Raw genomic sequence first — 21,702 nt, 5'->3', positions numbered from 1 at the left:
AACAATGTTCTTCATGTCCTTCACTGAATCCGCCCGTGACATGCGGGACGAACTCATCCAGCTCAGGCACTCGTTGCACACCACCCCGGAGCTCGGCCTGCACCTGCCGCGCACGCAGGAGAAGGTCCTGGCCGCGTTGGACGGGCTGCCGCTGGAGGTGAAGACGGGCACCGCGCTCAGCTCCGTCACCGCCGTGCTGAGGGGCGGCAGGCCGGGCCCGGCCGTGCTGCTGCGCGGGGACATGGACGCGCTTCCCGTGGCCGAGAAGAACGACCTGCCGTACGTCTCCCAGCTCCCCGGCCAGATGCACGCGTGCGGCCACGACCTGCACACCGCGATGCTGGCGGGGGCGGCGCGGCTGCTGAGCGCGCGGCGGGAGGAGCTGGCCGGTGACGTCATCTTCATGTTCCAGCCGGGCGAGGAGGGTTACGAGGGCGCCAAGCACATGATCGCCGAGGGTGTGCTGGACGCGGCGGGCGCGCGGCCCGTGGCGGCGTACGGGATGCACGTGGTGTCGGCGATGTTGCCGCCGGGGCTGTTCGCGTCGCGGCCGGGGCCGATCATGGCGGCGGCGGACACGTTCCTCGTGACGGTCAAGGGGCGCGGCGGGCACGGCTCCAGCCCGCACCGGTCGCTGGACCCGATCGCGGCGGGCTGCGAGATGGTGACGGCGCTGCAGACCATGGTGACCAAGGGGTTCGACGTGTTCGACCCGGTCGTGGTGACGGTGGGCAGCTTCCACGGCGGGTCGGCGGACAACGTGATCCCCGACGAGGCCAGGTTCGAGGCCACGGTGCGCACGTTCAGCAAGGACAACCGGACGAAGGTCAAGCGCAGGCTGGTGGAGGTCGTGCAGGGCATCGCGGCGGCGCACGGGCTGGAGGTCGAGGCGTCGTTCGGGATGGGCTACCCGGTGACGGTGAACGACGACAGTGAGGCGGCGTTCGTGGGCAAGACCGCCGACGAGTTGTTCGGCCCGGGGCGGTATTTCGTGTCGCCGCAGCCCATCATGGGCTCCGAGGACTTCTCGTACGTGCTGGAGGAGGTGCCGGGCGCGTTCGTGTTCCTGGGGGCCTGCCCGGCGGACCGCGACCCGGCCACGGCGCCCTACAACCACTCCCCCGAGGCGGTCTTCGACGACTCCGTCCTGGCCGACGGCGCCGCGCTCTACGCCACGCTCGCGCACGCCAGGCTGTCGTGACCATGCGGGCGTGGGTCGTGGCCGAGCCGGGGCCGATGGCGACGCGGCCGCTGGAGCCGGTCGAGCGGGACGTGCCCGAGCCGGGCCCGGGCGAGGTGCTGGTACGGGTCGAGGCGTGCGGCGTGTGCCGTACCGACCTGCACCTGGCGGAGGGCGACCTCCTGCCGCGCCGGCCGCGTACCACGCCCGGTCACCAGGTCGTCGGGCGCGTCGAGGGCACGGGCGAGCGGGTGGGCGTGGCCTGGCTGCGCTCGACCTGCGGCGCGTGCAAATATTGCCTGAGGGGCACGGAGAACCTCTGCCCCTCCTCGGCCTACACGGGGTGGGACGCCGACGGCGGTTACGCCGAATACCTCACCGCACCCCGCGACTACGTCTATCCGCTGCCCGCCGACGTGCCCGCCGAGCGGCTGGCGCCACTGCTGTGCGCCGGGATCATCGGCTACCGGGCGCTGCTGCGCTGCGACCTGCCGCCGGGCGGGCGGCTGGGGATCTACGGGTTCGGCGCCTCGGCCCACCTGACCGCGCAGGCCGCCATCGCCCAGGGCGCGGTCGTGCACGCGGTGACGAGATCCGCGGCCTCCAGGGCGCTCGCGCTGGAGCTGGGAGCCGCCTCCGCCGGGGACGAACCGCCGGAGCCGCTGGACGCGGCCATCCTATTTGCGCCGGTAGGTACCCTGGTTCCAGCGGCGCTCGAAGCGCTCGACCGTGGCGGCACGCTGGCCATCGCCGGCATCCACCTGACGGACGTGCCCGTCCTGAACTACGACAGGCACCTCTTCCAGGAGCGCACACTCCGCAGCGTCACGGCCAACACCAGGGCAGATGGGCGTGCCTATCTGGAGCTGGCGCTGGCGCACCCGCCACGCGTGACGACGAGCCTCTACCCGTTCGGGCAGGCCGCCCAGGCGCTCACCGATCTGGCAAACGACCAGGTCAGAGGGGCTGCCGTCTTGGTAATGGAATGACGTTTTACTTGACGGCGCTTAGCTCCACTCCGCACACTGATGAAGGAAAGTTACATTAGCCTCACAACCTCTGGAGATTATTGACGCGGATCAGGCACGATCGTAGTGTCCGGTCAATCCCTGCAGAGATCTTCGACAGGTCCGACATCTCCCCGGAGCGGCAAATGAAACGACTGGCAGCGGTAGTAGCGTTGCTGGGCCTTGCCACCGCGACAGCGGCGTGCAGCGGTGGTTCCACCAACAGTTCCGGCGGCTCGGGCGGCGGGGGCGGGCTCTTCACCACGATCGACGTGCTCAAGCCCGGCCTCGACGCGAGCGGCCCGGCCAACCCATGGGCGCCCAAGGGCAACTCTTTCCTGGGTTACAACGCGATGAAGCTGGGCTGGATCAAGAACCACCTGACCGACCCGAACCAGTTCTACCCAGGTATCGCCGCCAGTTGGGAGATCGCTCCCGACAACTCCTCGATCACCCTCCACATCCAGCCGAACGCCAAGTGGTCCGACGGCAAGCCGGTGACGGCCGACGACGTCAAGCTCTCGCTCGGCCTGGCCTCCACCACCGGCAGCACCGCGTTCGCGGTCACGCCGGGCGCGGCGGGCGTGGCGTCCGACGTCCAGGTGGTCGACCAGAAGACCGTCAAGGTCTCCCAGGACATGAAGAACCCGAGCATGAAGTTCGCTCGCGGCATCATGGACAACTGGGTCGTGCCCGCGCACGTCTGGAGCAGCCTGCTGCCGGCCGACTTCTGGGACAAGCTGAAGGCCGCCAGGGAAACCGGCGCCGACGCCGACAAGGCCCGCGAGGAGATCCTCGCCATCGGCCAGAAGGTGCTCGCGTTCGCGCCGCCGAAGGACGTCTCGGCCGGCCCCTTCACGCTGGAGCGGGTCAACCCCGGCGAGGCGCTGCTGGTCAAGAACAAGAACTTCTTCAACGCCGCGAACGTCGCGCCGGCCCAGGTGAAGCTCCTCAACTACAACGGCAACGAGCAGATCTGGAACTACCTGAGCGCGGGCAAGCTCGACCAGGCCGGCTTCACCGCCATGCCTTCCGACGTCATGACCCGGATCAAGAACGCCCCCGGCTCCAACGTCATCAGGGGCTTCTCGCCGGTGGCCGTCGGCATGGGCTTCAACCAGTCGAAGAAGCCGTACGACAACGTGCACGTGCGGCGCGGCCTGGCCTACCTGATCGACCGTGACCAGGTGACCAAGGTGGCCTCGCCCGAGGGCGGCACGCCCGCCGTGACCACCTCCGGCATCCACCAGAAGCCGGCCCAGGAGTGGATCGGCTCCGAGCTGGCGAGCCTGAACCCGTACAAGCACGACGTGGCCAAGGCGGAGGAGGAGTTCAAGGCGGCCGGTCTGAAGAAGACGGGCGGCAAGTGGACGCTGGCCGACGGCTCGCCGTGGAAGGTCAGCATGCGCGCGCCCGCGACGTTCTCCGACTGGATCTCCGCCGAGGAGAACATCAAGAGCCAGCTCATCGCGGGCGGTGTTGACGCCGAGGTCGTGACCGTCGCCGACTACCCCGTCTACCTGGAGGAGCTCGCGGCCGGCAAGTACGACGTCGGCTTCTGGCTGATGGCGCTCGGCCCCGCGCCGTACGACATCTTCCAGCGCCTCTACGGCGCCTCCAACGGCTGGACCAACGTCGCCGGCAAGGTCGCGCACAGCGCGCCCGGCAAGGGCGGCAACTGGATGGGCAGCGCGGAGGAGATCGACGTCGAGGGCGTGGGCAAGGTCAACCCGGGTGAGCTCACGGCCAAGCTGAACGCGGCCGCCCCCGAGGAGGCCAAGCCGATCATGGCGCAGCTCGCCAAGACGGCCAACCAGGACCTGCCGGCGATCCAGCTCTGGGACTACGTGAACACGCAGTTCACCAACACCAGCCGCTTCACCGGCTGGCCGGAGCAGGACAGTGACCTGCTCCGCCTGAACGCCGGCGTCTGGATCCAGCTGGGTCTCATCAAGGCGAAGCAGTAGAGAAGAGCCTATGGTAGTAATCGCACGGCGACTCGCGGGCCACCTGGCCCGCGGGGTCGTCATGATCCTCGTCGTAGCCACGATCAGCTTCTTCATCGTCAGGAGCATTCCCGGCGACCCGGTGGCCGCGAACGTCCAGAAGCTGATCCAGCAGGGCATGGATCAGCAGGCAGCCGAGCAGGCGACGCGCGTGCTCTACGGGTTCCAGCCCAGGGGCTCGCTGTGGGAGCAGTACGTCCAGTACATGTCGGGCCTGCTCCGCTTCGACCTGGGCCAGTCGATCACCCACGCGGGCGCGCCGGTCACCCAGGTGCTGGGCGAGGCGGCCAAGTGGACCGTTCTACCGGTGCTGGTGGGAACGCTGCTCAGCTTCCTGGTCGGCATCGTGATGGGCGTCTACGCGGCCATCAAGCGCTCCGGCAAGCTCGGCGACGTCCTGGCCGTCTCGGGGTCGCTGCTGCACGGCGTCCCGCAGTACGTGCTGGGGCTGCTGCTCAGCGCCGTCTTCGCGACGCTGATCCCGATCCTGCCGGGCGACGGACCCGTGGACATCCTGTTCGAGCCCGGGTTCAACGCCGACTACATCGGCTCGCTGGCCCAGCACGCGGTGCTGCCGGTGCTGACGTACGCGCTGGCGTCCTACGGCGGATGGATCCTGGCGATGAAGTCGAGCGTGGTGACGGTGCTCGGCGACGACTTCATCCTGGCGGCGGAGCTGCGCGGGATGAAGCGGTCGATCATCTTCAGGTACATCGCGCGCAACGCGATCCTGCCGCTGTTCACGATCCTCGCGCTGTCGCTCGGCCTGCTGCTCGGCGGCGCGGTGTTCATCGAGCGGATCTTCAACTACCCGGGACTGGGCCTGCTGCTCCTCGACAGCATCACCATGCGTGACTACGCGCTGATGGGCGGGGCGTTCCTGCTGATCACGGTGTCCATCATCGTGGCGAACATCGTCGCCGACCTGTTCTACTCCGCGATCGACCCGCGGGTCCGCAGCGGGGAGGAGGTGTCGTCATGAGCGTCCTGCTCGAGAGCTCTTCGACCAGCGCCGCCATGCGCCGCAACTTCTGGGCGGGCGTCTGGCGGGTGATGAAGCGCAAGCCCAGCCGCATGGTGGGCGTGGTGCTCGTGCTCGGGTTCGTCTTCATGGGCGTGTTCGGGCCGATGTTCTACCCCGCCCAGCTGCCCCTCGACCCGACCCAGATCACCAAGCCGCCGAGCTGGGAGCACTGGCTCGGCACCGACGACCAGGGCCGTGACGTGGTCGCCCTGGTGGTCACCGGGTCGCGGTACGTGCTGCTGGCCGCCCTGGTGACCGCGGTCATCACCGTGGTCGTGGGCACCGGCATCGGGCTGTTCTCCGGCTTCAAGCGGGGCCGCTGGGACAACGTGCTCATGCGGCTCACCGACATGAAGCTGACCATCCCCGGCCTGCCGCTGCTGCTGGTGCTGTCCACGGTGTGGAAGTTCAGCAGCGCGATCCAGATGGGCCTGGTGCTGGGACTGCTCGGCTGGGGCGGCGTGGCGCGGGCGGTGCGCTCGCAGACGCTGTCGCTGCGCGAGCGGGGCTTCATCGAGGCGGCGCGCGGGCTCGGCCTGCCCACCAGGCACATCGTGGGCAAGGAGCTGCTGCCGAGCATGGCGCCGTACATCGCGATGAACATGCTCATCGCGGTCACCGGCGGCGTCTACGCGCAGGTCGGCCTGTTCTTCCTGGGCGTGCTGCCGTACGAGTCGAACAACTGGGGGCAGATGCTCAACACGGCCGTGTTCCGTTCCGGCGCGCTCCAGGTGCCGAGCGCGCTGGGCTTCCTCATCGGGCCGCTGCTGGCGATCCTGTTGCTGACGCTGGCCATCGTGCTCGTGGTGGACGCCATGGACGAGATCTTCAACCCCCGGCTGCGAGAGGAGTAGGCGTGACCGAGCGAAGCGAGGGCACCATCGGATACAGCGCTCCGAGTCAGGTGGCCGGAGGCCGCCTGACTCAGACAGCGCCGGGAGTGCGCATCGACGGCCTCACGGTCGTCTACAAGACCCCCGCGGGCGAGCTGCCCGCCGTCAGGGACGTCAACCTGACCCTGGAGCCGGGCTCGATCACCGGCATCGTCGGCGAGTCCGGTTCGGGCAAGTCGACGATGGCCCTGTCGCTGCTCAACGCCGTCCAGCCCCCGGGCAGGATCTCGGCGGGCAGCGTCGAGATCGACGGGCTCGGCGACGTGGTCGGCCTGAAGGGCGAGCACCTGCGCAAGGCCAGGGGCAAGCACATCGGGTACGTCTTCCAGGCCGCCCAGAACTCCCTGAACCCGCTCAAGACGGTCGGCAAGCAACTGCTCGACCTGGGCCGCTCGCACGGCGTCGAGGACCTGCGCGGCCTGGTGCGCGAGGCCAAGGAGCTGCTGTCGCGGATGGGCCTCGACGGGGCCCGGGTGCTCGACTCGCACCAGCACGAGCTGTCCGGCGGCATGCGCCAGCGGGTCGGCATCATGCTGGCGCTGGTCCTCAACGCCCACCTGGTGGTGCTGGACGAGCCGACGACCGCCCTCGACATGATCACGCAGGCGAACATCCTGAAGATCGTCCGCGAGGTGCACGCGGAGCGCGGCCTCACCACCCTCGTCATCACGCACGACATCGGCGTGGTGGCCGAGGTCGCCGACCGGCTGGCCGTCATGTACGGCGGGCGGCTGGTCGAGCAGGGCCCCACCAGGGAGGTGCTCGGCGCGCCGCGGCACCCGTACACCAGGGGCCTGATCCAGGCCATCCCCCGGCTCGTCGGCGACATCGACGAGGCCAGGGCGCTGCCCGGCCGGCCGCCGACGCTGGCGACCGTGCCGAAGGAGGGGTGCGTGTTCAGGGAGCGCTGCGCGCTGCGCATGGACGTCTGCGACACCGTCGATCCGCTGGCGGTCGCCGACGGGTCGCGGGTCGTGGCCTGCCACGCCGTGACCGCGAACGTGAAGGAGCACGCATGATCACTGGGACCGGCGTCGTCAAGACGTTCAAGCAGCGGGGCAAGATGCTCGGCGCCCGCGAGGTGCGCGCGCTGCGCGGCGTGGACTTCGCGATCCCGAAGGGCGGCGCGGCCTCGTTCATCGGCGAGTCCGGGTGCGGCAAGACCACGCTGGGCCGGATCATCGCCGGGCTGGAGACGTACGACGAGGGCGAGATCCTGATCGACGGCGTCTCCATGTCGCCGCTCAAGCAGAAGCAGCGCCAGCCGCACTTCCGCAAGATCCAGATGATCCACCAGGACCCGTACTCGGCCCTGAACCCGACCAGGACCGTCCACCAGACCCTGTTCGCCCCGCTGTCCCTGCGGGCCGGGCAGACCGGGCGGTCGCGGTCGTGGGTCGAGGAGCGGGCGGCAGAGGTGCTGTCGCTGGTGGGCCTCGACCCGGGCACGGTGCTGTCGCGCTACCCGCATCAGCTGTCCGGCGGCATGCGGCAGCGCGTGGTCATCGCCCGCGCGCTGACCGTCGACCCGGAGATGCTCGTCGCCGACGAGGCCGTCTCCATGATCGACGTGTCGCTGCGGCTGGGCATCCTGGCGCTGCTGAAGGACCTGCGCGAGCGGCTCGGCGTGAGCGTGCTGTTCATCACGCACGACGTGGCCACGGCCCGCTACATCGGCGACGACGGCGAGCTGTACGTCATCTACCGCGGCCAGGTCGTCGAGCGCGGCGCGGTGGACACGGTCATCGCCGACCCCGTGCACCCGTACACGCAGTCTCTGCTGTCGGCGATCCCGGTGCTGCACGGCCTGGAGCTGCCCGGCGAGCAGCCGGTGACGCCGCTGGAGTCGCTGGACGAGAGCCAGTCGGACGAGGGCTGCCTGTTCGCCCGCCGCTGCCCGTTCAGGGGCGAGCGGTGCACGAGCGAGCGGCCGCTGCTGCAGCTGACGGAAGGCGTGCCGCAGGAGCACGCGTGCTTCTACCCCGAGCGCCGCAGCGTGATCGCCCGCCCGATGAGCGAGGTGTGATGTCCCACGCCGTGCGGACCTTCACGTCCGCCGCCGGATCCATTGACGGGGCCGGGGTCGCCGAGGCGGCCGAGGTCGCCGCCGCCGCCCTGACGCTGGACGCCGCCGAGGCCGCCGGCCTGGTCGGCTACCTGTCGCGCCCGCCCGCGGAGCGGCGCTGGAGCGCGCTGGCCACCGACGGCGGCGTGGTGATGGCGTCCGTGTCGGGCACGGATCCGGCGGTGGGGCACATCGACCTGCTGGCCGTGCACCCCTCCGCGCAGGGACAGGGGCGCGGGCGGGCGCTGGTGCGGGCCGCCGAGGAATGGCTGAAGGGCCAGGGCGCGCGGCAGTCGCGCTTCGCCGGCAACCCGCCGTGCTACGTCTGGCCGGGCATCGACGTCCGCTACACCGCGGCCGCCTGCCTGGCCGAGAGCCTCGGCTACCACCGCTACGACGTCGCCTGGAACATGACGGCCGACCTGAGCGCCGACCTGTCCGTGGCGGACGACCTGGAGCGGCTGGAGCGCTCCGGCGTGCGCGTGCACGCGGCCGGCGACACCGCGGACCACCCGGCCCGCGCGCACGTCGCCGCGTTCGTCCGTGAGCAGTGGAACGAGCGCTGGGCCTGGGAGGCCGCCCACGCGGCCGGCCTGCACTACGCCGAGCGCGACGGTCACGTCCTGGGCTTCGCCGCCTGGGGCGCCCGGCCGGGCTGGTTCGGGCCCATGGGGACCTCCCCGGACGCCCGCGGGCTCGGCGTCGGACGGGTGCTGCTGCGCAGGTGCCTGGCCGACCAGCGGGCCGCTGGACAGTCCAGCGCCCAGATCGGGTGGGTGGGGCCGTTGCGGTTCTACTCGCACGCCGTGGGCGCGCGAGCGGAACGCGTCTTCTGGCTCTACCGGCGCGATCTGGTGTGATGTCAGTCGTAGATGAGTCGTCCTTCCGGCTTTCCCGGCGGCGGGCACAGGCCCCGGGGGTCCTCGCCGGCGTCCAGGCAGCGGGTCAGGGTGTCGGAGCCCCACAGGTGGTCCATGAACAGGTCGGGGCCCCACCAGCGCAGGTCGTCCGGGTAGAGGGTACGGGCTGCGTACAGCATGGACAGGCCCGTCAGGACGGGCCTGAACGCCTCGCGGTCGTGCACGTGGAGCTGGACGCCGCGCACGGCGACGCCCGCGTGCTTGTGGAACGTGGGCATGAACCACGTCTCCCTGAACCGCACGCCCGGCAGGTCCAGCGCGGCCAGCGCCGGGGCGAACCGCTCGTCGGCGTAGGGGGCGCCGATCAGCTCGAACGGCCTGGTCGTGCCGCGCCCCTCGGAGAAGTTCGTGCCCTCGAAGAGGCCCGTGCCGGGGTAGACCAGCGCGGTGTCCGGGGTCGGCATGTTGACCGAGGGCATCACCCACGGCAGCCCCGTCTCGGCGAACGTCATGTCGCGCCGCCAGCCCTCCATCTCGATCACGCGCAGCTCCACGTCGAACCCGAACAGCGTGGCCAGCTCCCCCGCCGTCCTGCCGTGCCGGACCGGCAGCGGGAAGCGGCCCACGAAGCTCGCGAACGCCGGGTCGAGCGCCGGCCCCTCCTGGACGGTCCCGCCGAGCGGGTTGGGCCGGTCCAGGACCACGAACCTCAGCCCGAGCCGGGCGGCCGACGCCATCAGGTCGTACATCGTCCAGACGTAGGTGTAGAAGCGCGTGCCCACGTCGGCGATGTCGAACACGAGCGTGTCCACGCCCGACCCCGCGATCGTCCGGTCGAGCGCCTCGCCCTCGAGCTTGTGCGTGTCGAAGACCGGCAGCCCGGTCCTCTCGTCCACCGTGTCGGCCTCGCTGCCGGCCGCCTGGGCGGTGCCGCGCATGCCGTGCTCGGGGCCGAACAGGGCCGTCAGGTTCAGTCCTGCGGCCAGCAGCGCGTCCGCGGTGGGGGTGAGATCGGGCAGGACTCCGGTGGGGTTCGTGATCAGGCCGAGGCGGGTTCCGCCCGCGAGGGCGGTATCCACGGCCAGCCGTTCGGCTCCGATGCGTACGTATGGCATGAAAGCCATTGTCTGAAAGATATTTACAAGTGTGAAGGAGAGGGTGGAAATTAGCGTCATGATTGATCCGCTACCCGAGCTGTCCACCGAGCAGAGCGATCCCCGCTACAGCCAGATCGACCGGCTGCCGACCGAGCAGATCGCCCGGCTCATGAACCAGGCCGACGCCGCCGTGCCCGCCGCCGTCGCGGTGGTCATCCCGGCGATCTCGGCCGCCGTCGACGCGATCTCCGCCAGGATGGCAGAGGGCGGCAGGCTGCTTTACGTCGGGGCCGGCACGTCCGGGCGGCTGGCGGTGCTCGACGCCAGCGAGTGCCCGCCCACGTTCGGCACCGATCCGTCGCTGGTGCAGGGCATCATCGCCGGCGGGCCCGAGGCGCTCACCCGATCGGTCGAGGGGGCGGAGGACGACGCCGAGGCCGGCGCCGCCGCGTTGAAGGACCTGGAGGTGGGACCGCTCGACTCGGTGGTGGGCGTGTCCGCCAGCGGCCGGGCTCCTTTCGTCCTGGGCGCGCTGGCGGAGGCGGCCTCCCGGGGCGCGCTCACCGTCGGCCTGTCGTGCAACGACGGCGCGCCGCTGTCGGCCGCCGCCGAGCACGCGATCGAGGTGGTCGTGGGACCCGAGGTGGTGACCGGCTCGACCCGGCTCAAGGCGGGCACGGCCCAGAAGCTCGTGCTCAACATGATCTCCACGATCTCGATGGTCAAGCTCGGCCGTACCTACGGCAACAAGATGATCGAGATGTCGGCGATGAACAACAAGCTGGCCGGGCGCGCGCTGCGCATGGTCAGCGACATCACCGGCGCCGACCTGGAGACGGCCGAGACCGCGCTGGACGCGGCCGGCGGGCAGGCGAAGATCGCCGTGCTGATGATCCAGCACGGGCTCGACGCGGAGGGGGCACGAGCGCTGCTGGAGTCACACGGGGAGCGCCTCAGCGACGCGCTGAGCGGCTGAGGGGAACGGGGATGACCGACCGGCTGGGGGCGGTCCTGGCGGGCGCGGTGCCGCGCGTGTGCGCCGCCGCGGTCGCGCTGATCGCCGTGGACGGCTCCGTGGCCGCCGCGGCCGCCACCGGCGAGCTCGTACGCTACGCCGACGCCGAGGGGACCCTGGCCGCGGAGCGCCCGCCCGCCGGCCGCGACTCGATCTTCGACCTGGCCTCGATCAGCAAGCTCTTCACCACGGCCGTGCTGCTCTCGCTGGCCGAGGAGGGCGCGATCGGCCTGGACGAGCCGGTGGCCGCCTGGATACCGGGGCACGACCCGAGGGTCACGCCGCGCCGCCTGCTCACGCACACGGCGGGCCTGCCCCCGACCCGCCGCATCGACCTGGAGCTGCCGGGCGCGGACGCCTCCGAACGCATGGAGGCCATGCTGCGCACGCCGATCGCCCATCCGGTCGGCGGCCCGTACCTCTACAGCGACGTCGGCCTGGTCATCGCCGGCCGGGTCGCCGAGCTGGCGGGCGGCGCGCCGCTCGACGCGCTGGTCCGCGCCCGGGTCACGGACGTGCTCGGCCTGCCCGACACCGGCTACCGGCCCGCCTCACCGTCTCGGGTCGCCGCGACCGAGTGGAAGCCGGAGCGGACCGGGCCGGGCTGCGTGCGCGGGGAGGTCCACGACGAGACGGCGTACGCGCTGGGCGGCGTGGCGGGGCACGCGGGGCTGTTCGCCACGGCCGGGGACCTGCTGGCCTTCGGCGAGGCGCTGCGGCTGGCCGCAATCCGGCAGGGCGGGGCCGTCCTGCGCCCGGGGAGCGTGGCCGAGATGCTGCGCGACCAGGGCGCCGAAGGGGCCGCCTTCCGGCACGGGCTGGGCGTGCGGATCGGCGACCCGGCCATCGTGGGGCCCCTGACCGGCGCCTTCGGGCATTCCGGCTTCACCGGAACCTCGCTGGTGGTCGATCCCGCCCGCGGGCTGACCGTGGTGCTGCTGACGAACGCCGTCCACCCCGTACGCGGGCGGGACGGCATCCGCGAGCTGCGCCACGCGGTGGCCGGGGAGGCGCTGCGACTGCGCGAGCTCCAGCCCCTGACGTAGCCTGCAGGTATGTCCGTCCAGCTGAACCACACCATCGTGCAGGCGAAGGACAGGGACGAGACCGCCGCGTTCCTCGTGGACGTCCTCGGCCTGGAGCCCGCGCCCGTGTACGGACCGTTCCGCGTCGTCTCGCTCGGCAACGACGTCTCGCTCGACGTCGTCCAGGCGGGTGAGGCCGTGGTGCCGCAGCATTACGCGTTCCTGGTCGGCGAGGAGGAGTTCGACCAGATCTGGGACCGGATCAAGAGCCGCGGCCTGACGTACTGGGCCGATCCGCACCACACGCAGCCGGAGCGGATCAACACCCACGACGGCGGCCGCGGCCTCTACTGGTCCGACCCCAACGGCCACAACCTGGAGATCATCACGGTCCCGTACGGCGGCTGGGGCTAGGGAGCCAGCGCCTCCAGCGCCTCCTCGGCCCGGCGCATCGCCTCCTCGGCGTCGAGCGTGACGAACTCGCGGTCGAAGTTGAGGTCGTGGAAGACGTCCGTCACGCCGCTGGCGGCCAGCGCGTCCACGTCGCTCCTGATCTTGTCGTACGTGCCCGTCAAGGGCCGGTCGCCGGCCGCCCGGACCTGCGTGACGCCGCGGCAGACGAACCGGAACGCGGCCGCGTCGCGCCCCGACTCCGCCAGCGTCTCCTTGATGAGCCCCACCCGCGCGGCGATCGCGGACAGGTCCTCCCTGCTGGAGCTCACCCACCCGTCGGCCAGCCGGGCGGCGCGGCGCAGCGCGACCTCGGCGGTGCCGCCCAGCAGGATCGGCGGCGGCCCCGGCACGGGCTTGGGGTCGATGTGGGACGGCGGCACCCGGTAGAACTCGCCGCGGTGCTCGACCACGTCGTCGGCCCAGGCCTCGCGCAGCACCTCGACGAACTCCTCGCCCCTGCGCCCCCGCCGCTCCATGCCGACGCCCGCCGCCTCGAACTCCTCCGGCAGCCAGCCCAGCCCGAGCCCCGCCGTGAGCCGCCCGCCGGACACGGTCTGGAGGGTGGCCAGCTGCTTGGCCAGCACGACCGGCTGCACGTACGCGTTGACGACGGCCACGCCGAGCCGGATCCGCTCCGTCACGCCCGCGAGGTGGGCCAGCGTGATCAGCGGGTCGTGCACGCTGCGGTACGTCGGCCCCATCGGGTGCCCGACCGGGTACAGCAGCCGCTGGAACGTCCACAACTCGTCGTAGCCGAGCTCCTCCGCCCGCCTGGCGACGCGGCGCATGTTCGCCGGGGTCGCCCATGGGCCTGACTGGGGCACTGCGAAACCGATCCTCATGACCCCTAGTCTGTAGCAGTGAGTCTGGAGGAGGATCTGGCGGGGATCGCCGGGGCGTACGGGGGGACGGGCGAGCCCGTGCTGCATCCGACGCGTACGGACGTCGTGGTGTTACGCAGAGGCGAGGTCGTGGTCAAGGCCCACTCGCAGCGTGACGACGTGGAGTCGTTGCGGATCCGGTTGCGGGGCGCGGCGTCGGCCGCGGTGACCGGGGTGATGCTGGCCCCGCTCGACCCCCAGGTGCTGGCGGTAGCGGGCCGCGCGGTGACGGTCTGGCCCGCCGGCCGGCCGGTCGCGCAGGAGGACCCGGACTCCGCGCCCTGGGAGGAGGGCGCCAGGCTGCTGGCCAGGCTGCACGCCGTCCCCCTCACCCTGCTGCCCGGCCTTCCCGCCGCCGGCGGGCCCGCGCGGGCCGCCAGGGCGGTGGGCCGGATGACCGGCGACGGCCCGGTGGAGCAGCTCATCAGGCGGACCTTCGAGGAGCTGCCCGAGCCCGACCCGCTGCCCGGCCTGCTCACGCACGGCGACTGGCATCTGGGCCAGCTCGTCCACCGCGACGACTGGCTGCTCATCGACGTCGACGACCTGGGCGTCGGCGACCCGGCGTGGGACCTGGCCAGGCCGGCCGCCTGGTACGCCGCCGGGCTGCTCGACCCGGCCGTCTGGGAGCGGTTCCTGGGGGCCTACCTGGCCTCCGGCGGGCCCGCGCTCGGCCGGGGCGACGACCCTTGGCGGCGACTCGACGTGCCGGCCAGGGCGCTGACCGTTCAGCTGGCCGCGGTGGCCGTGGTCAACGCCGAGCGCGAGGGCCGGGAACTGGACGAGGTCGAGCATTCGTTGGTTGAGTCGTGCAACAGAATCGTCCGAGCGTGACGGGGTTGCGCGCGGTAGGTTTCAACCCTGAGACCTCGAAGCCAAGGAGAGCGACGTAGATGCAGTGCCCCAAGTGCCGCGGGAACATGCGGACCTATGAGCGCAACGGCGTTCACATCGAGCAGTGCGACAACTGCCGCGGGATCTTCCTCGACTACGGCGAGCTCGAGACGCTGACCCGGATGGAGACTCAGTACCACACCTCTCCCCCGCCGCCCCCCGCCCCCGGCCCGGCCTGGGGCGCCCCGCACGGCGGCGGCCACTACGGCGGCCACCACCACCGGCAGCGCAGCTGGGTGGGCATGCTGTTCTCGACCTGATCGCGACTCTCGACCTGATCGCGACGAGGGCCGCGCACCGGTGGGGGTGTGCGGCCTTCGCGCGTTCCGCGGTCCGGATCCGCGGGTCAGCCCGGGAAGTCGTCGGGGTCCACGGGGGAGGTGCGGGCGTTGCCGCCCGCGATCGCGTGCAGCGTGATCCGCCAGTCGTGCCAGCGGATCTGCGTGGCGGTGAACGTCGTCTTGAACTTCACCGACTTCTGGAACCTCTCGAAGCTGCAGTTACGCGTGAACGACTTGCTCTTGCCGTCCCAGTCCACGCCGTGCGTGAAGTAGACCTTGTAGCTGCCGTCGCGCACGCCCTTGACCTTGAACTTGGCGTTCTTGCGCACGTACACGCTGAAGGACTTGCTCCCGCCCTTCATGATGGTCACCACGGAGTCGCGGGTGCCGCCGTTGTCGATCTCCAGCGAGCTGCGGCCGTTGAAGGTGGCCCTCTTGATGAACGAGCCGTTCTTCAGCCGCCTGGTCTGCTTCTTGCCGGCCTTCACGCTCACGACGTCGGCCGGGTAGTCGCCGGCGCTCTGCAGGGCCGCACCCGCCTTGTCGAGCGCGGCCAGCTTGGCGTCGAGGTCGATGAGGACGGCCGAGGACGTGCACAGGTTCCGCGCGCCGACCTTTCCCGCCGTGGAGCCGAGCTCGCCGGCGAAGTCGCGCAGGCTGGCCACGTACGCGTCGTGCTGGGGCCGTACGGCGTCGGGTGGGGTGATGGCGGCCAGCGCGTCCGCCGCCCCGCTCAGCGCCTGCTCAGCGCGGCCGACGCGCTGGTCCAGGGCCTTGACCCCGCGCGCGCCGGCCAGGGCGCTGATGGCGTCCGCCATCGACTTGTGCCTGCTCTGGAGCTCGCTCTTGTAGGCCTCGGCCGTGAGCGCGGCCGGGCTCGGGGTTTGCGCCGCCGTGCCGCCGCCGGCGGGCACGCCGCCGCCGTTGCCGCCGGCCACCCCGCTGACCTTCGGCTCGCCTCCGGTCGGGGACGGTAACGCCGAGGAGCACGCGCTGAGCGTGAGGGTTGCCAGGGCGAGAACGCAGGAGATCAACCGGGGTCCAGCCACCTGTCACACTATCGTCCGATTGATCCCTGCCCGTCAATCAGGATTCGGACAGTCCGGCATTGCGATCTTGTCGCAGCCACCGGGTGATCCCGATCGTCTCCAGGAACGGCACGTCGTGGCTGGCCACGACGAGCGCCCCCTGGTACGCGTTCAGCGCCTGGGAGAGCTCGCGGACGCTGGCCATGTCCAGGTTGTTCGTCGGCTCGTCGAGCAGGAGCAGCTGGGGCGGCGGCTCGGCCGACAGGAGCGCGGCCAGCGTCGCCCGGAAGCGCTCGCCACCCGACAGCGTGCCGGCGGCCTGGTTGGCCCGCTCGCCCCTGAACAGGAAGCGCGCCAGGCGTGCCCGGACGTCGTTCACGGAGGCGGACGGGGCCACGGCCCGCACGTTGTCCACCACGCTCAGCGCGTCGTCCAGGAGGTCGAGGCGCTGCGGCAGGTAGCGCACCGGGACGTGGGCGCCGTGCTCGACGATCCGCTTGAGCAGCGTGGTCTTGCCGGAGCCGTTGGGGCCCAGCAACGCGATCCGCTCGGGACCGCGCACCACCAGCGTCTCCAGCAGCGCGCCGCGCACATCGCCCGCCACTTCGTCCTCGCCGACCTCGTGGTCCTCCGGCACGCGACGCCGCTCGGAGGCGCCGGCTTCGGGAGTGCCGTGGCCCGGGGGCGGGGCGAGGGGAAGGGTCAGGACCGTGCGGCCCGCCGGGACCTCGGTGCCCGGCAGCTGGATGCGGATCTCCGCGTCGTCCCGCACCGCCTGCTCGGCCTCCGTCAGCCGCCCCCGCGCCTCCTCCAGCTTCTCGATGGCCAGGTTGCGCTGCTTGCCCGCCGTCACCTGGGCCTTCCGTTTGAGCGCGTTGGCGACGATCTTCGGCGCCTTCTTGTTCTCGAACGCCTTCCGGCCGGCCCGCTGGCTGCGGTCGATCCGGGTGCGGGCGTCGATGAGCTCCCGCTGCTGGCGGCGGATCTCGCCTTCCGCGGTCCGTACCATCCGCTGGGCGGCCTCCTGCTCGGCGGCGACCTGCTCCTCGTAGGCGCTCAGGTTGCCTCCGTACATGCGCACGGCGCCGTCGCGCAGCTCGGCGATCTGGTCCACCAGCTCCAGCAGCGCGCGGTCGTGGCTGACCACCACCAGCACGCCCGACCAGGCGGCGACCGCGGCGTAGAGCCGCTCTCGCGCGTCGAGGTCGAGGTTGTTGGTGGGCTCGTCGAGCAGCAGCACCTCGGGCCGTTTCAGCAGCTGGGCGGCGAGCGCGACCATGATGGTCTCGCCGCCGGACAGCGTGCCGACCGTGCGGTCCAGCCCGACGTGGTCCAGCCCGAGCCGGTCGAGCTCCGCGCGGGCGCGTTCCTCGACGTCCCAGTCGTCGCCTACGGCCGCGAAGTGCTCCTCGGCCACGTCCCCGCTCTCGATGGCGTGCAGCGCCGCCCGCGTCGCGCTGATCTCCAGCAGGTCCGACACGGTACGGCCGGCGCCCAGCGGGACGTTCTGCGGCAGGTATCCGATCTCGCCGGAGACGGACACGGATCCGGGCCGGGGGGCCAGCTCCCCCGCGATGACCTTCAGCAGGGTGGACTTGCCCGACCCGTTGGTCCCGATGAGCCCGGTGCGCCCCGCGGGGAACGCGGCGTCGAGCCCGTCGAGCACCTTGGTGCCGTCCGGCCAGCCGAAGGACACGTGATCTACAACAATGGAAAAAGACATAAGGCGGCTCCCGTCACAAAGATCGAAATTTCGTGACTTGGCGGGAAATCACCGCAAACGCGCGCAACACAAGCAGAGGATTCGGGACGACGAGGATCGCCACGAGGTCCAGGTGTGCGCGCATGCCCACGACAGGGCGGAACGGCGCGGTGCCCGCGACCTCAGATCCTCACGTCAGCTGCCCCCAGGGCTCGGCGATAAGACGTCCAAAGAGTATGCGACGCCTCGATCACCCCGCAAGGCCACGCGCCCGATGCGCCGCGACGTTGACCCGGTTGGCGCAGGCGGGAGAGCAGAACCGGCGCCGCCCGTTGCGGGAGGTGTCGACGAAGACGATCTCGCACCCGTCGCGGTCGCACCGCCCCAGCCGGTGCCTGCCCGCGAACGACATGGCCATGGCCAGCCCGCCGGCCGTGGTGTCCTTCGCCCTGGACACGACGTCCGCGCTGGGGTCGAAGAAGTGCAGGTGCGGCTCGCGCCCGTCGTGCGCGCTGACGTACGGCTTGGACGCGGTGACGTCGAGCAGATCGTTGATCAGCTTGATCTGCGTGTCCTGGTCCCGCTCCCCGAACACCGGCGACAGCCGCCCCGCCCACACCCGCAGCTCCTCGGCCTGCTCGGCCGTGACGACGGTGCGAACCAGGCGGTGCTCGGTCAGCATCGCCTCGACCGCCTCGGGGCTGAAGTCGGTCGCGTTCACCAGCTCCGCCGCGAGGGCCGCCCCGTTGCCACCGTAAGCGTTGAAATGCATAAGGCCATTACAGCAGATTGGAAGCATGCACTCCGGACACCTGCACGACCCTCTGGCCCTGGCCGTCGTCTCCTCCCACCGCACCTCCGAGGGCACGGTCTCCTACCTGCGGTGTGCCTGCGGCGTGTGGGAGGTGCGCACCTCGGGCACGGTCGCCACCGTCCCGCCCCGCGACCGTCCTCGCGCCGCCTCCCGGTAGCGCCGCTCAGGCGAAGGCGGCGACGCCCTCGTAGGCGCCTTGGCGCGCCTGGCCGGTCACCTCGTACTCCAGGAGCAGCAGGCCGTTCGGCGTGGCCTCGTGGTGGAGCAGGCGGAGGCCGGACGGGGCGCCCACGCCGGTCAGCAGCCGCCGGCCGGTCCGGACGACGGCGGGGGCGATCACGAGGCGGAGCGTGTCGATCAGGCCCGCCGCCAGCAGCGAGTCGCCGAGGCGGGCGCTGCCGTGGATCTGGAGCTCGCGGCCCGGCCGTGCCTTGAGTTCGGCGACCGTGTGGACCGGGTCGCCGTTGAGGATGGTCGTGGGGTCCCAGGTCCCTTCGGTGAGGGTGTTCGTCACGACGTACTTCGGCAGGGTGTTCATCCGCCCGGTGAACGGGTCGGCCGGGTCGGTGATCTCCGGCCAGTCGCGTGCGAACGCCTCGTAGGTGCGCCGTCCGAGCAGCAGGCCGTCGGCGAGGTCGAGCCAGTCGGAGGCGCGCTGGACGAACGTCCCGTCCATGTGGGGAACGAGCCAGCCACCACGGGTGAATCCGCCGCCGGTGTCCTCCTCCGGCGAGCCGGGTCCCTGGCTGACCCCGTCGAGGGTGAGGAACTCGGTGAGAGCGATCTTCATGGCCCGCCCTCGCTGAGAGCGGACAGCTGGGCGGTGACCGTCCCCCAGCCGTCGGCGAAGCCGAGCTTCTCGTGATGGGCGCGGGCCTCCGGGTCGCCGTGCCGGACGACGATCCGGTAGTCCGTGCCGTCCGGGTGATCGTTGAGCGTGATCGTGGCGGTGATCGCGACCGGGGCGGGGCTCGCGGGACGCCACGCGCTGTCGATCGCGTTGGTGAACACGATCCGCTCGAGCTCGTCCACGGCGAGGAAGCACGCGTCCATGTGCGGGCCGAACTCGGCCCCGCCGTCGCTCAGCCGCGTCACGAACGCCCCGCCGGGCCGCAGGTCCAGGCGGTCCACCCGGCAGCGGTACGGAGCCGGGACCCACCACCGCTCGAGCCGGGACGGGTCCGTCCAGGCCCTCCACACGGTCGCGCGCGGGGCGCGGATGATCCGCTCCAGGGCAAGGTCGAGATCGGGATTCACTGCGGGTTCTCCTCCAGGAAGGCGACGAGCTGTTCGAGGCGGTCGGTGCGTTCCTCCCAGATCCGGCGCTGCTCGGCGAGCCAATCGTCGACCAGGGCGAGCCGCTCGCGGTTGAGCACGCAGGTGCGCACCCGGCCGGACTTGAGCGTGCGGATGAGCCCGTTCGATTCGAGCGTCCGCACGTGCTTCATGAACGAGGGGAGGGTCATCGGGAAGTCGCGGGCGAGGTCGCCGACGCTCACGGGCCCGCGGCCGAGACGCCGGACGACGGCGCGCCGGGTCGGGTCGGCGAGCGCGACGAACACCCCGTCGAGCTCCGCCGAATACTGTGCCATGCGGCTAAGTATGGCCACCCCGCAATAGTTAGCGCAAGGGCTAAGTATCGAGATTCACAACGATTGCCGATCAGGACGGTTCAGTACGCCTGGGCGAATACTCGGAAGTACAGATCTTCTCCCCAGGACAAGGTTTCCGATCCCTGGCACTTCTCTCAAGGGCTCGCCTTTCGTGGCCCATGTCACGATGACGCGCGAGCGACAGGGAGGGGCGCGTATGCGTGCAGAGCCAGTGCTGCCCGAAAGCGTGGCGGGCGCGCTGCTGGAGGTGGATCACGGCAGCTCGGTCATGGTGGACGGCGTGCGCATCGAGCTGGACACCCTCCTGCGCCCCGCCCAGGCCGCCAGGCTGCGGCTGGTGGCGGGGATGCCGTGCCGGTGGAGCGTGACGAGCGAGGACGGCAGCGGCTGGTTCCCGCGCGACACCCCCAGCCGGTACGACTACCACGGCCGCCCCTACTTCCACGGCGACGACATCGTCCTGGAGGTCCCCTGCGTGCCCCTGACGATCACGGTCGCCAGAGGCATGGAGTACGGCGAGGCCAGGCTGGAGATCGAACCGCGGCCGGGCGAGGAGCGCCTGGTCGAGCTCGCCCCGCGGCGCATCTACGACGCGGCCGCGCGCGGCTGGTACGGCGGCGACATGCACGTGCACCTCAACTGGGCGGGAGACCTGGTGGGAGCGCCCGCAGACACCGCCGCCGCACAGCACGGCGAGGACCTGCACGTGCTCAACCTCCTGGCAGGCAACATCTCCGGCAGGCGCGGCTATGACCGCGAGGCGCTGGAGCACTGGACGGACGTGGACCTGCCGTGGTCCGACGCCACGCACGTGGCCAGGATGGGCGTCGAATACCGCAACGACCTGCTCGGCCACGTCTACGCGTTCGCGCCGCGCGCCGCGCCCGGCCGCTTCCACACCGGGTTCGCGGGGGACGCCGACTGGCCGCCCAACGCCGACGGGCTGCGGGAGCTGCGCGGGCTCGGCGCGCTCGTCGGCTACAGCCATCCCTTCCGCACGCCGATCGCCGACGGCGACCCGCCCCAGGACATCGTGTCGCACATGTGGCGCGACTGCTCCGCCAGGGAGCTGGTCGCCGACGTCGCGCTCGGGCTCGTGGACAGCCTCGACGTGCTCACGCACGCCTCGATCCCGTCCACGGCGGCGGTGTACCGGCGGCTGATCGGCGCGGGCAACCGGCTCGCGGTGACCGCGGGCACGGACTCGATGATCTCCTTCACCCGTTCCGACAACCAGTCGAATCCGCCCGGCTGGGCCCGCGTCTATGCCCAGGTCGAGGGCGCGCTGACCGCCAGGTCGTTCGCGGCGGCCGTACGCGCGGGCCGGACGTTCGCCACCACCGGCCCCTGGCTGGAGCTGTCGGTGGCCGGCCACGGCCCGGGCCACGTGATCCAGGCCCGCGCGGGGCAGCGCGTCCGTGTCACGGCCACCGCCGTCGGCCCCGAGGTCGCGGCCGTGCGCATCCGCACGGCGGAGGGCGTGCGGGCCGGGGCCACGCGGCGAACGGACGAACCCGGGCGGGCCCCCGACGAGCCGCTGACCGCGACGACCGACCTCACGGTGGACGCGTCCACGTACGTGGTGGCCGAGGTCCTGTGCGGCCGGCACCCCCGCACCCTGACCTCCACCGGGTACGCCCTGACCAGCCCCGTCTACGTGGAGGTGGACGGGCGGCGGGTCGCCCGGCGCGAGGACGTCGTGTGGTGCCTGGAGTGGCTCGACCTGCTGGAGGAGCTCGTCAGGCAGCACGGCCGCCTGGTCGGCGCCTACCAGTTCGGCGACCACGTGTCCCTGCTGGAGCAGGCCAGGGCGGTCTACCGGTCCCGGCTGGGCTGAGGCGCGAGGCGACGAGCGTCGCGGTTT

At 71.4% G+C, this 21,702-nt stretch carries 23 protein-coding genes; 15 read left to right on the top strand and 8 right to left on the bottom strand.

Annotated features, from left to right (window positions below; all coding sequences use genetic code 11):
* Positions 1 to 13: 13 nt before the first annotated feature.
* The 8 genes from AB0J87_RS10740 to AB0J87_RS10705 all read left to right on the top strand — a co-directional run bounded on the left by AB0J87_RS10740 (position 14) and on the right by AB0J87_RS10705 (position 9,035).
* Positions 14 to 1,201, top strand: a complete 1,188-nt coding sequence (locus AB0J87_RS10740) for a M20 family metallopeptidase (protein ID WP_363964116.1) — start codon at positions 14 to 16, stop codon at positions 1,199 to 1,201.
* Between the two features lie 2 nt (positions 1,202 to 1,203).
* On the top strand, positions 1,204 to 2,169 hold the full coding sequence (locus AB0J87_RS10735) for a zinc-dependent alcohol dehydrogenase family protein (protein ID WP_355192146.1): 966 nt from the start codon (positions 1,204 to 1,206) through the stop codon (positions 2,167 to 2,169).
* Positions 2,170 to 2,333: 164 nt separating this feature from the next.
* A complete protein-coding gene (locus AB0J87_RS10730) occupies positions 2,334 to 4,154 on the top strand; it encodes an ABC transporter substrate-binding protein (RefSeq protein ID WP_363964114.1) in 1,821 nt (606 codons plus the stop codon).
* Positions 4,155 to 4,164: 10 nt separating this feature from the next.
* The gene (locus tag AB0J87_RS10725; RefSeq protein WP_363964112.1) at positions 4,165 to 5,175 is read left to right on the top strand and encodes an ABC transporter permease; all 1,011 of its coding nucleotides are present in this window, start codon (positions 4,165 to 4,167) and stop codon (positions 5,173 to 5,175) included.
* On the top strand, positions 5,172 to 6,071 hold the full coding sequence (locus AB0J87_RS10720) for an ABC transporter permease (protein ID WP_363964110.1): 900 nt from the start codon (positions 5,172 to 5,174) through the stop codon (positions 6,069 to 6,071). The genes AB0J87_RS10725 and AB0J87_RS10720 overlap by 4 nt, the downstream gene beginning before the upstream one ends.
* Before the next feature lie 2 nt (positions 6,072 to 6,073).
* Positions 6,074 to 7,129, top strand: a complete 1,056-nt coding sequence (locus AB0J87_RS10715; protein ID WP_363964108.1) for an ABC transporter ATP-binding protein — start codon at positions 6,074 to 6,076, stop codon at positions 7,127 to 7,129.
* A complete protein-coding gene (locus AB0J87_RS10710; protein ID WP_363964106.1) occupies positions 7,126 to 8,136 on the top strand; it encodes an ABC transporter ATP-binding protein in 1,011 nt (336 codons plus the stop codon). The genes AB0J87_RS10715 and AB0J87_RS10710 overlap by 4 nt, the downstream gene beginning before the upstream one ends.
* Complete coding sequence (locus tag AB0J87_RS10705; protein ID WP_363964105.1) at positions 8,136 to 9,035, top strand: GNAT family N-acetyltransferase; 900 nt, start codon at positions 8,136 to 8,138, stop codon at positions 9,033 to 9,035. The genes AB0J87_RS10710 and AB0J87_RS10705 overlap by 1 nt, the downstream gene beginning before the upstream one ends.
* A 2-nt stretch (positions 9,036 to 9,037) precedes the next feature.
* Here AB0J87_RS10705 and AB0J87_RS10700 read toward each other — a convergent pair whose 3' ends face one another.
* Positions 9,038 to 10,159 carry a DUF1343 domain-containing protein gene (locus AB0J87_RS10700; RefSeq protein WP_350726665.1) on the bottom strand — a complete coding sequence of 374 codons (1,122 nt, stop codon included), beginning with the start codon at positions 10,157 to 10,159 and terminating at the stop codon, positions 9,038 to 9,040.
* 49 nt (positions 10,160 to 10,208) lie between these two features.
* On the opposite strand from AB0J87_RS10700, the gene murQ reads away from it, so the two are divergent.
* From murQ to AB0J87_RS10685, 3 genes are read left to right on the top strand one after another with little or no spacing between them, the layout of a single operon-like run.
* Positions 10,209 to 11,108, top strand: a complete 900-nt coding sequence (murQ, locus tag AB0J87_RS10695; RefSeq protein WP_350726664.1) for an N-acetylmuramic acid 6-phosphate etherase — start codon at positions 10,209 to 10,211, stop codon at positions 11,106 to 11,108.
* A gap of 11 nt (positions 11,109 to 11,119) precedes the next feature.
* The gene (locus AB0J87_RS10690; RefSeq protein ID WP_363964102.1) at positions 11,120 to 12,193 is read left to right on the top strand and encodes a serine hydrolase domain-containing protein; all 1,074 of its coding nucleotides are present in this window, start codon (positions 11,120 to 11,122) and stop codon (positions 12,191 to 12,193) included.
* Between the two features lie 9 nt (positions 12,194 to 12,202).
* The gene (locus AB0J87_RS10685) at positions 12,203 to 12,586 is read left to right on the top strand and encodes a VOC family protein (protein ID WP_350726660.1); all 384 of its coding nucleotides are present in this window, start codon (positions 12,203 to 12,205) and stop codon (positions 12,584 to 12,586) included.
* Here AB0J87_RS10685 and AB0J87_RS10680 read toward each other — a convergent pair.
* Entirely contained in the window at positions 12,583 to 13,467 is an 885-nt protein-coding gene (locus AB0J87_RS10680; protein ID WP_363964100.1) for a TIGR03619 family F420-dependent LLM class oxidoreductase, read from the bottom strand. The genes AB0J87_RS10685 and AB0J87_RS10680 overlap by 4 nt on opposite strands.
* Before the next feature lie 18 nt (positions 13,468 to 13,485).
* Here AB0J87_RS10680 and AB0J87_RS10675 point away from each other — a divergent pair, with 18 nt between their 5' ends.
* Together AB0J87_RS10675 and AB0J87_RS10670 are read left to right on the top strand one after the other, a co-directional pair.
* Entirely contained in the window at positions 13,486 to 14,340 is an 855-nt protein-coding gene (locus AB0J87_RS10675) for a phosphotransferase (RefSeq protein ID WP_350726656.1), read from the top strand.
* Between the two features lie 59 nt (positions 14,341 to 14,399).
* Complete coding sequence (locus tag AB0J87_RS10670; protein WP_350726654.1) at positions 14,400 to 14,660, top strand: zf-TFIIB domain-containing protein; 261 nt, start codon at positions 14,400 to 14,402, stop codon at positions 14,658 to 14,660.
* Between the two features lie 86 nt (positions 14,661 to 14,746).
* Here the strand turns inward: AB0J87_RS10670 and AB0J87_RS10665 are convergent, their stop codons facing one another.
* The 3 genes from AB0J87_RS10665 to AB0J87_RS10655 all read right to left on the bottom strand — a co-directional run bounded on the left by AB0J87_RS10665 (position 14,747) and on the right by AB0J87_RS10655 (position 18,183).
* The gene (locus AB0J87_RS10665) at positions 14,747 to 15,730 is read right to left on the bottom strand and encodes a hypothetical protein (protein WP_363964097.1); all 984 of its coding nucleotides are present in this window, start codon (positions 15,728 to 15,730) and stop codon (positions 14,747 to 14,749) included.
* A 37-nt stretch (positions 15,731 to 15,767) separates the two neighbouring features.
* Positions 15,768 to 17,432 (bottom strand): ABC-F family ATP-binding cassette domain-containing protein, encoded by a 1,665-nt coding sequence (locus tag AB0J87_RS10660; protein WP_363964096.1) that lies wholly within the window; start codon positions 17,430 to 17,432, stop codon positions 15,768 to 15,770.
* A 229-nt stretch (positions 17,433 to 17,661) separates the two neighbouring features.
* Complete coding sequence (locus tag AB0J87_RS10655; RefSeq protein WP_350726648.1) at positions 17,662 to 18,183, bottom strand: CGNR zinc finger domain-containing protein; 522 nt, start codon at positions 18,181 to 18,183, stop codon at positions 17,662 to 17,664.
* 25 nt (positions 18,184 to 18,208) lie between these two features.
* Here AB0J87_RS10655 and AB0J87_RS10650 point away from each other — a divergent pair, with 25 nt between their 5' ends.
* A complete protein-coding gene (locus tag AB0J87_RS10650; RefSeq protein WP_357727966.1) occupies positions 18,209 to 18,382 on the top strand; it encodes a hypothetical protein in 174 nt (57 codons plus the stop codon).
* Between the two features lie 6 nt (positions 18,383 to 18,388).
* On the opposite strand, the gene AB0J87_RS10645 is transcribed toward AB0J87_RS10650, so the two are convergent.
* Genes AB0J87_RS10645 through AB0J87_RS10635 form a run of 3 tightly spaced genes read right to left on the bottom strand, consistent with a single transcriptional unit; the run spans position 18,389 to position 19,817 of the window.
* The gene (locus AB0J87_RS10645) at positions 18,389 to 19,015 is read right to left on the bottom strand and encodes a dihydrofolate reductase family protein (RefSeq protein ID WP_363964094.1); all 627 of its coding nucleotides are present in this window, start codon (positions 19,013 to 19,015) and stop codon (positions 18,389 to 18,391) included.
* Positions 19,012 to 19,482, bottom strand: a complete 471-nt coding sequence (locus tag AB0J87_RS10640; protein WP_363964092.1) for an SRPBCC domain-containing protein — start codon at positions 19,480 to 19,482, stop codon at positions 19,012 to 19,014. The genes AB0J87_RS10645 and AB0J87_RS10640 overlap by 4 nt, the downstream gene beginning before the upstream one ends.
* Positions 19,479 to 19,817: a metalloregulator ArsR/SmtB family transcription factor gene (locus AB0J87_RS10635; RefSeq protein ID WP_363964090.1), complete on the bottom strand. Its 339-nt coding sequence runs from the start codon at positions 19,815 to 19,817 to the stop codon at positions 19,479 to 19,481. Before AB0J87_RS10635 ends, AB0J87_RS10640 begins: the two co-directional genes overlap by 4 nt.
* Positions 19,818 to 20,034: 217 nt before the next feature.
* Between AB0J87_RS10635 and AB0J87_RS10630 the strand changes: the two genes are divergently transcribed.
* Positions 20,035 to 21,675, top strand: a complete 1,641-nt coding sequence (locus tag AB0J87_RS10630) for a CehA/McbA family metallohydrolase (RefSeq protein ID WP_363964088.1) — start codon at positions 20,035 to 20,037, stop codon at positions 21,673 to 21,675.
* Positions 21,676 to 21,702: the final 27 nt, after the last annotated feature.

The sequence above is a fragment of the Nonomuraea sp. NPDC049625 genome (genome assembly GCF_040675285.1).
In the GTDB taxonomy this organism is placed as follows: Bacteria; Actinomycetota; Actinomycetes; order Streptosporangiales; family Streptosporangiaceae; genus Nonomuraea; species Nonomuraea angiospora_A.
This window is presented reverse-complemented; position numbering and strand designations above follow the sequence as displayed.

Excerpts from the sequence above, each read along its gene's own strand:
- AB0J87_RS10740 (WP_363964116.1), top strand. The coding sequence starts at position 14 with ATGTCCTTCACTGAATCCGCCCGTGACATGCGGGACGAACTCATCCAG.
- AB0J87_RS10735 (WP_355192146.1), top strand. The coding sequence starts at position 1,204 with ATGCGGGCGTGGGTCGTGGCCGAGCCGGGGCCGATGGCGACGCGGCCG.
- AB0J87_RS10730 (WP_363964114.1), top strand. The coding sequence starts at position 2,334 with ATGAAACGACTGGCAGCGGTAGTAGCGTTGCTGGGCCTTGCCACCGCG.
- AB0J87_RS10725 (WP_363964112.1), top strand. The coding sequence starts at position 4,165 with ATGGTAGTAATCGCACGGCGACTCGCGGGCCACCTGGCCCGCGGGGTC.
- AB0J87_RS10720 (WP_363964110.1), top strand. The coding sequence starts at position 5,172 with ATGAGCGTCCTGCTCGAGAGCTCTTCGACCAGCGCCGCCATGCGCCGC.
- AB0J87_RS10710 (WP_363964106.1), top strand. The coding sequence starts at position 7,126 with ATGATCACTGGGACCGGCGTCGTCAAGACGTTCAAGCAGCGGGGCAAG.
- AB0J87_RS10705 (WP_363964105.1), top strand. The coding sequence starts at position 8,136 with ATGTCCCACGCCGTGCGGACCTTCACGTCCGCCGCCGGATCCATTGAC.
- AB0J87_RS10700 (WP_350726665.1), bottom strand. The coding sequence starts at position 10,159 with ATGGCTTTCATGCCATACGTACGCATCGGAGCCGAACGGCTGGCCGTG.
- murQ (WP_350726664.1), top strand. The coding sequence starts at position 10,209 with ATGATTGATCCGCTACCCGAGCTGTCCACCGAGCAGAGCGATCCCCGC.
- AB0J87_RS10690 (WP_363964102.1), top strand. The coding sequence starts at position 11,120 with ATGACCGACCGGCTGGGGGCGGTCCTGGCGGGCGCGGTGCCGCGCGTG.
- AB0J87_RS10685 (WP_350726660.1), top strand. The coding sequence starts at position 12,203 with ATGTCCGTCCAGCTGAACCACACCATCGTGCAGGCGAAGGACAGGGAC.
- AB0J87_RS10680 (WP_363964100.1), bottom strand. The coding sequence starts at position 13,467 with ATGAGGATCGGTTTCGCAGTGCCCCAGTCAGGCCCATGGGCGACCCCG.
- AB0J87_RS10670 (WP_350726654.1), top strand. The coding sequence starts at position 14,400 with ATGCAGTGCCCCAAGTGCCGCGGGAACATGCGGACCTATGAGCGCAAC.
- AB0J87_RS10660 (WP_363964096.1), bottom strand. The coding sequence starts at position 17,432 with ATGTCTTTTTCCATTGTTGTAGATCACGTGTCCTTCGGCTGGCCGGAC.
- AB0J87_RS10655 (WP_350726648.1), bottom strand. The coding sequence starts at position 18,183 with ATGCATTTCAACGCTTACGGTGGCAACGGGGCGGCCCTCGCGGCGGAG.
- AB0J87_RS10650 (WP_357727966.1), top strand. The coding sequence starts at position 18,209 with ATGCACTCCGGACACCTGCACGACCCTCTGGCCCTGGCCGTCGTCTCC.
- AB0J87_RS10645 (WP_363964094.1), bottom strand. The coding sequence starts at position 19,015 with ATGAAGATCGCTCTCACCGAGTTCCTCACCCTCGACGGGGTCAGCCAG.
- AB0J87_RS10635 (WP_363964090.1), bottom strand. The coding sequence starts at position 19,817 with ATGGCACAGTATTCGGCGGAGCTCGACGGGGTGTTCGTCGCGCTCGCC.
- AB0J87_RS10630 (WP_363964088.1), top strand. The coding sequence starts at position 20,035 with ATGCGTGCAGAGCCAGTGCTGCCCGAAAGCGTGGCGGGCGCGCTGCTG.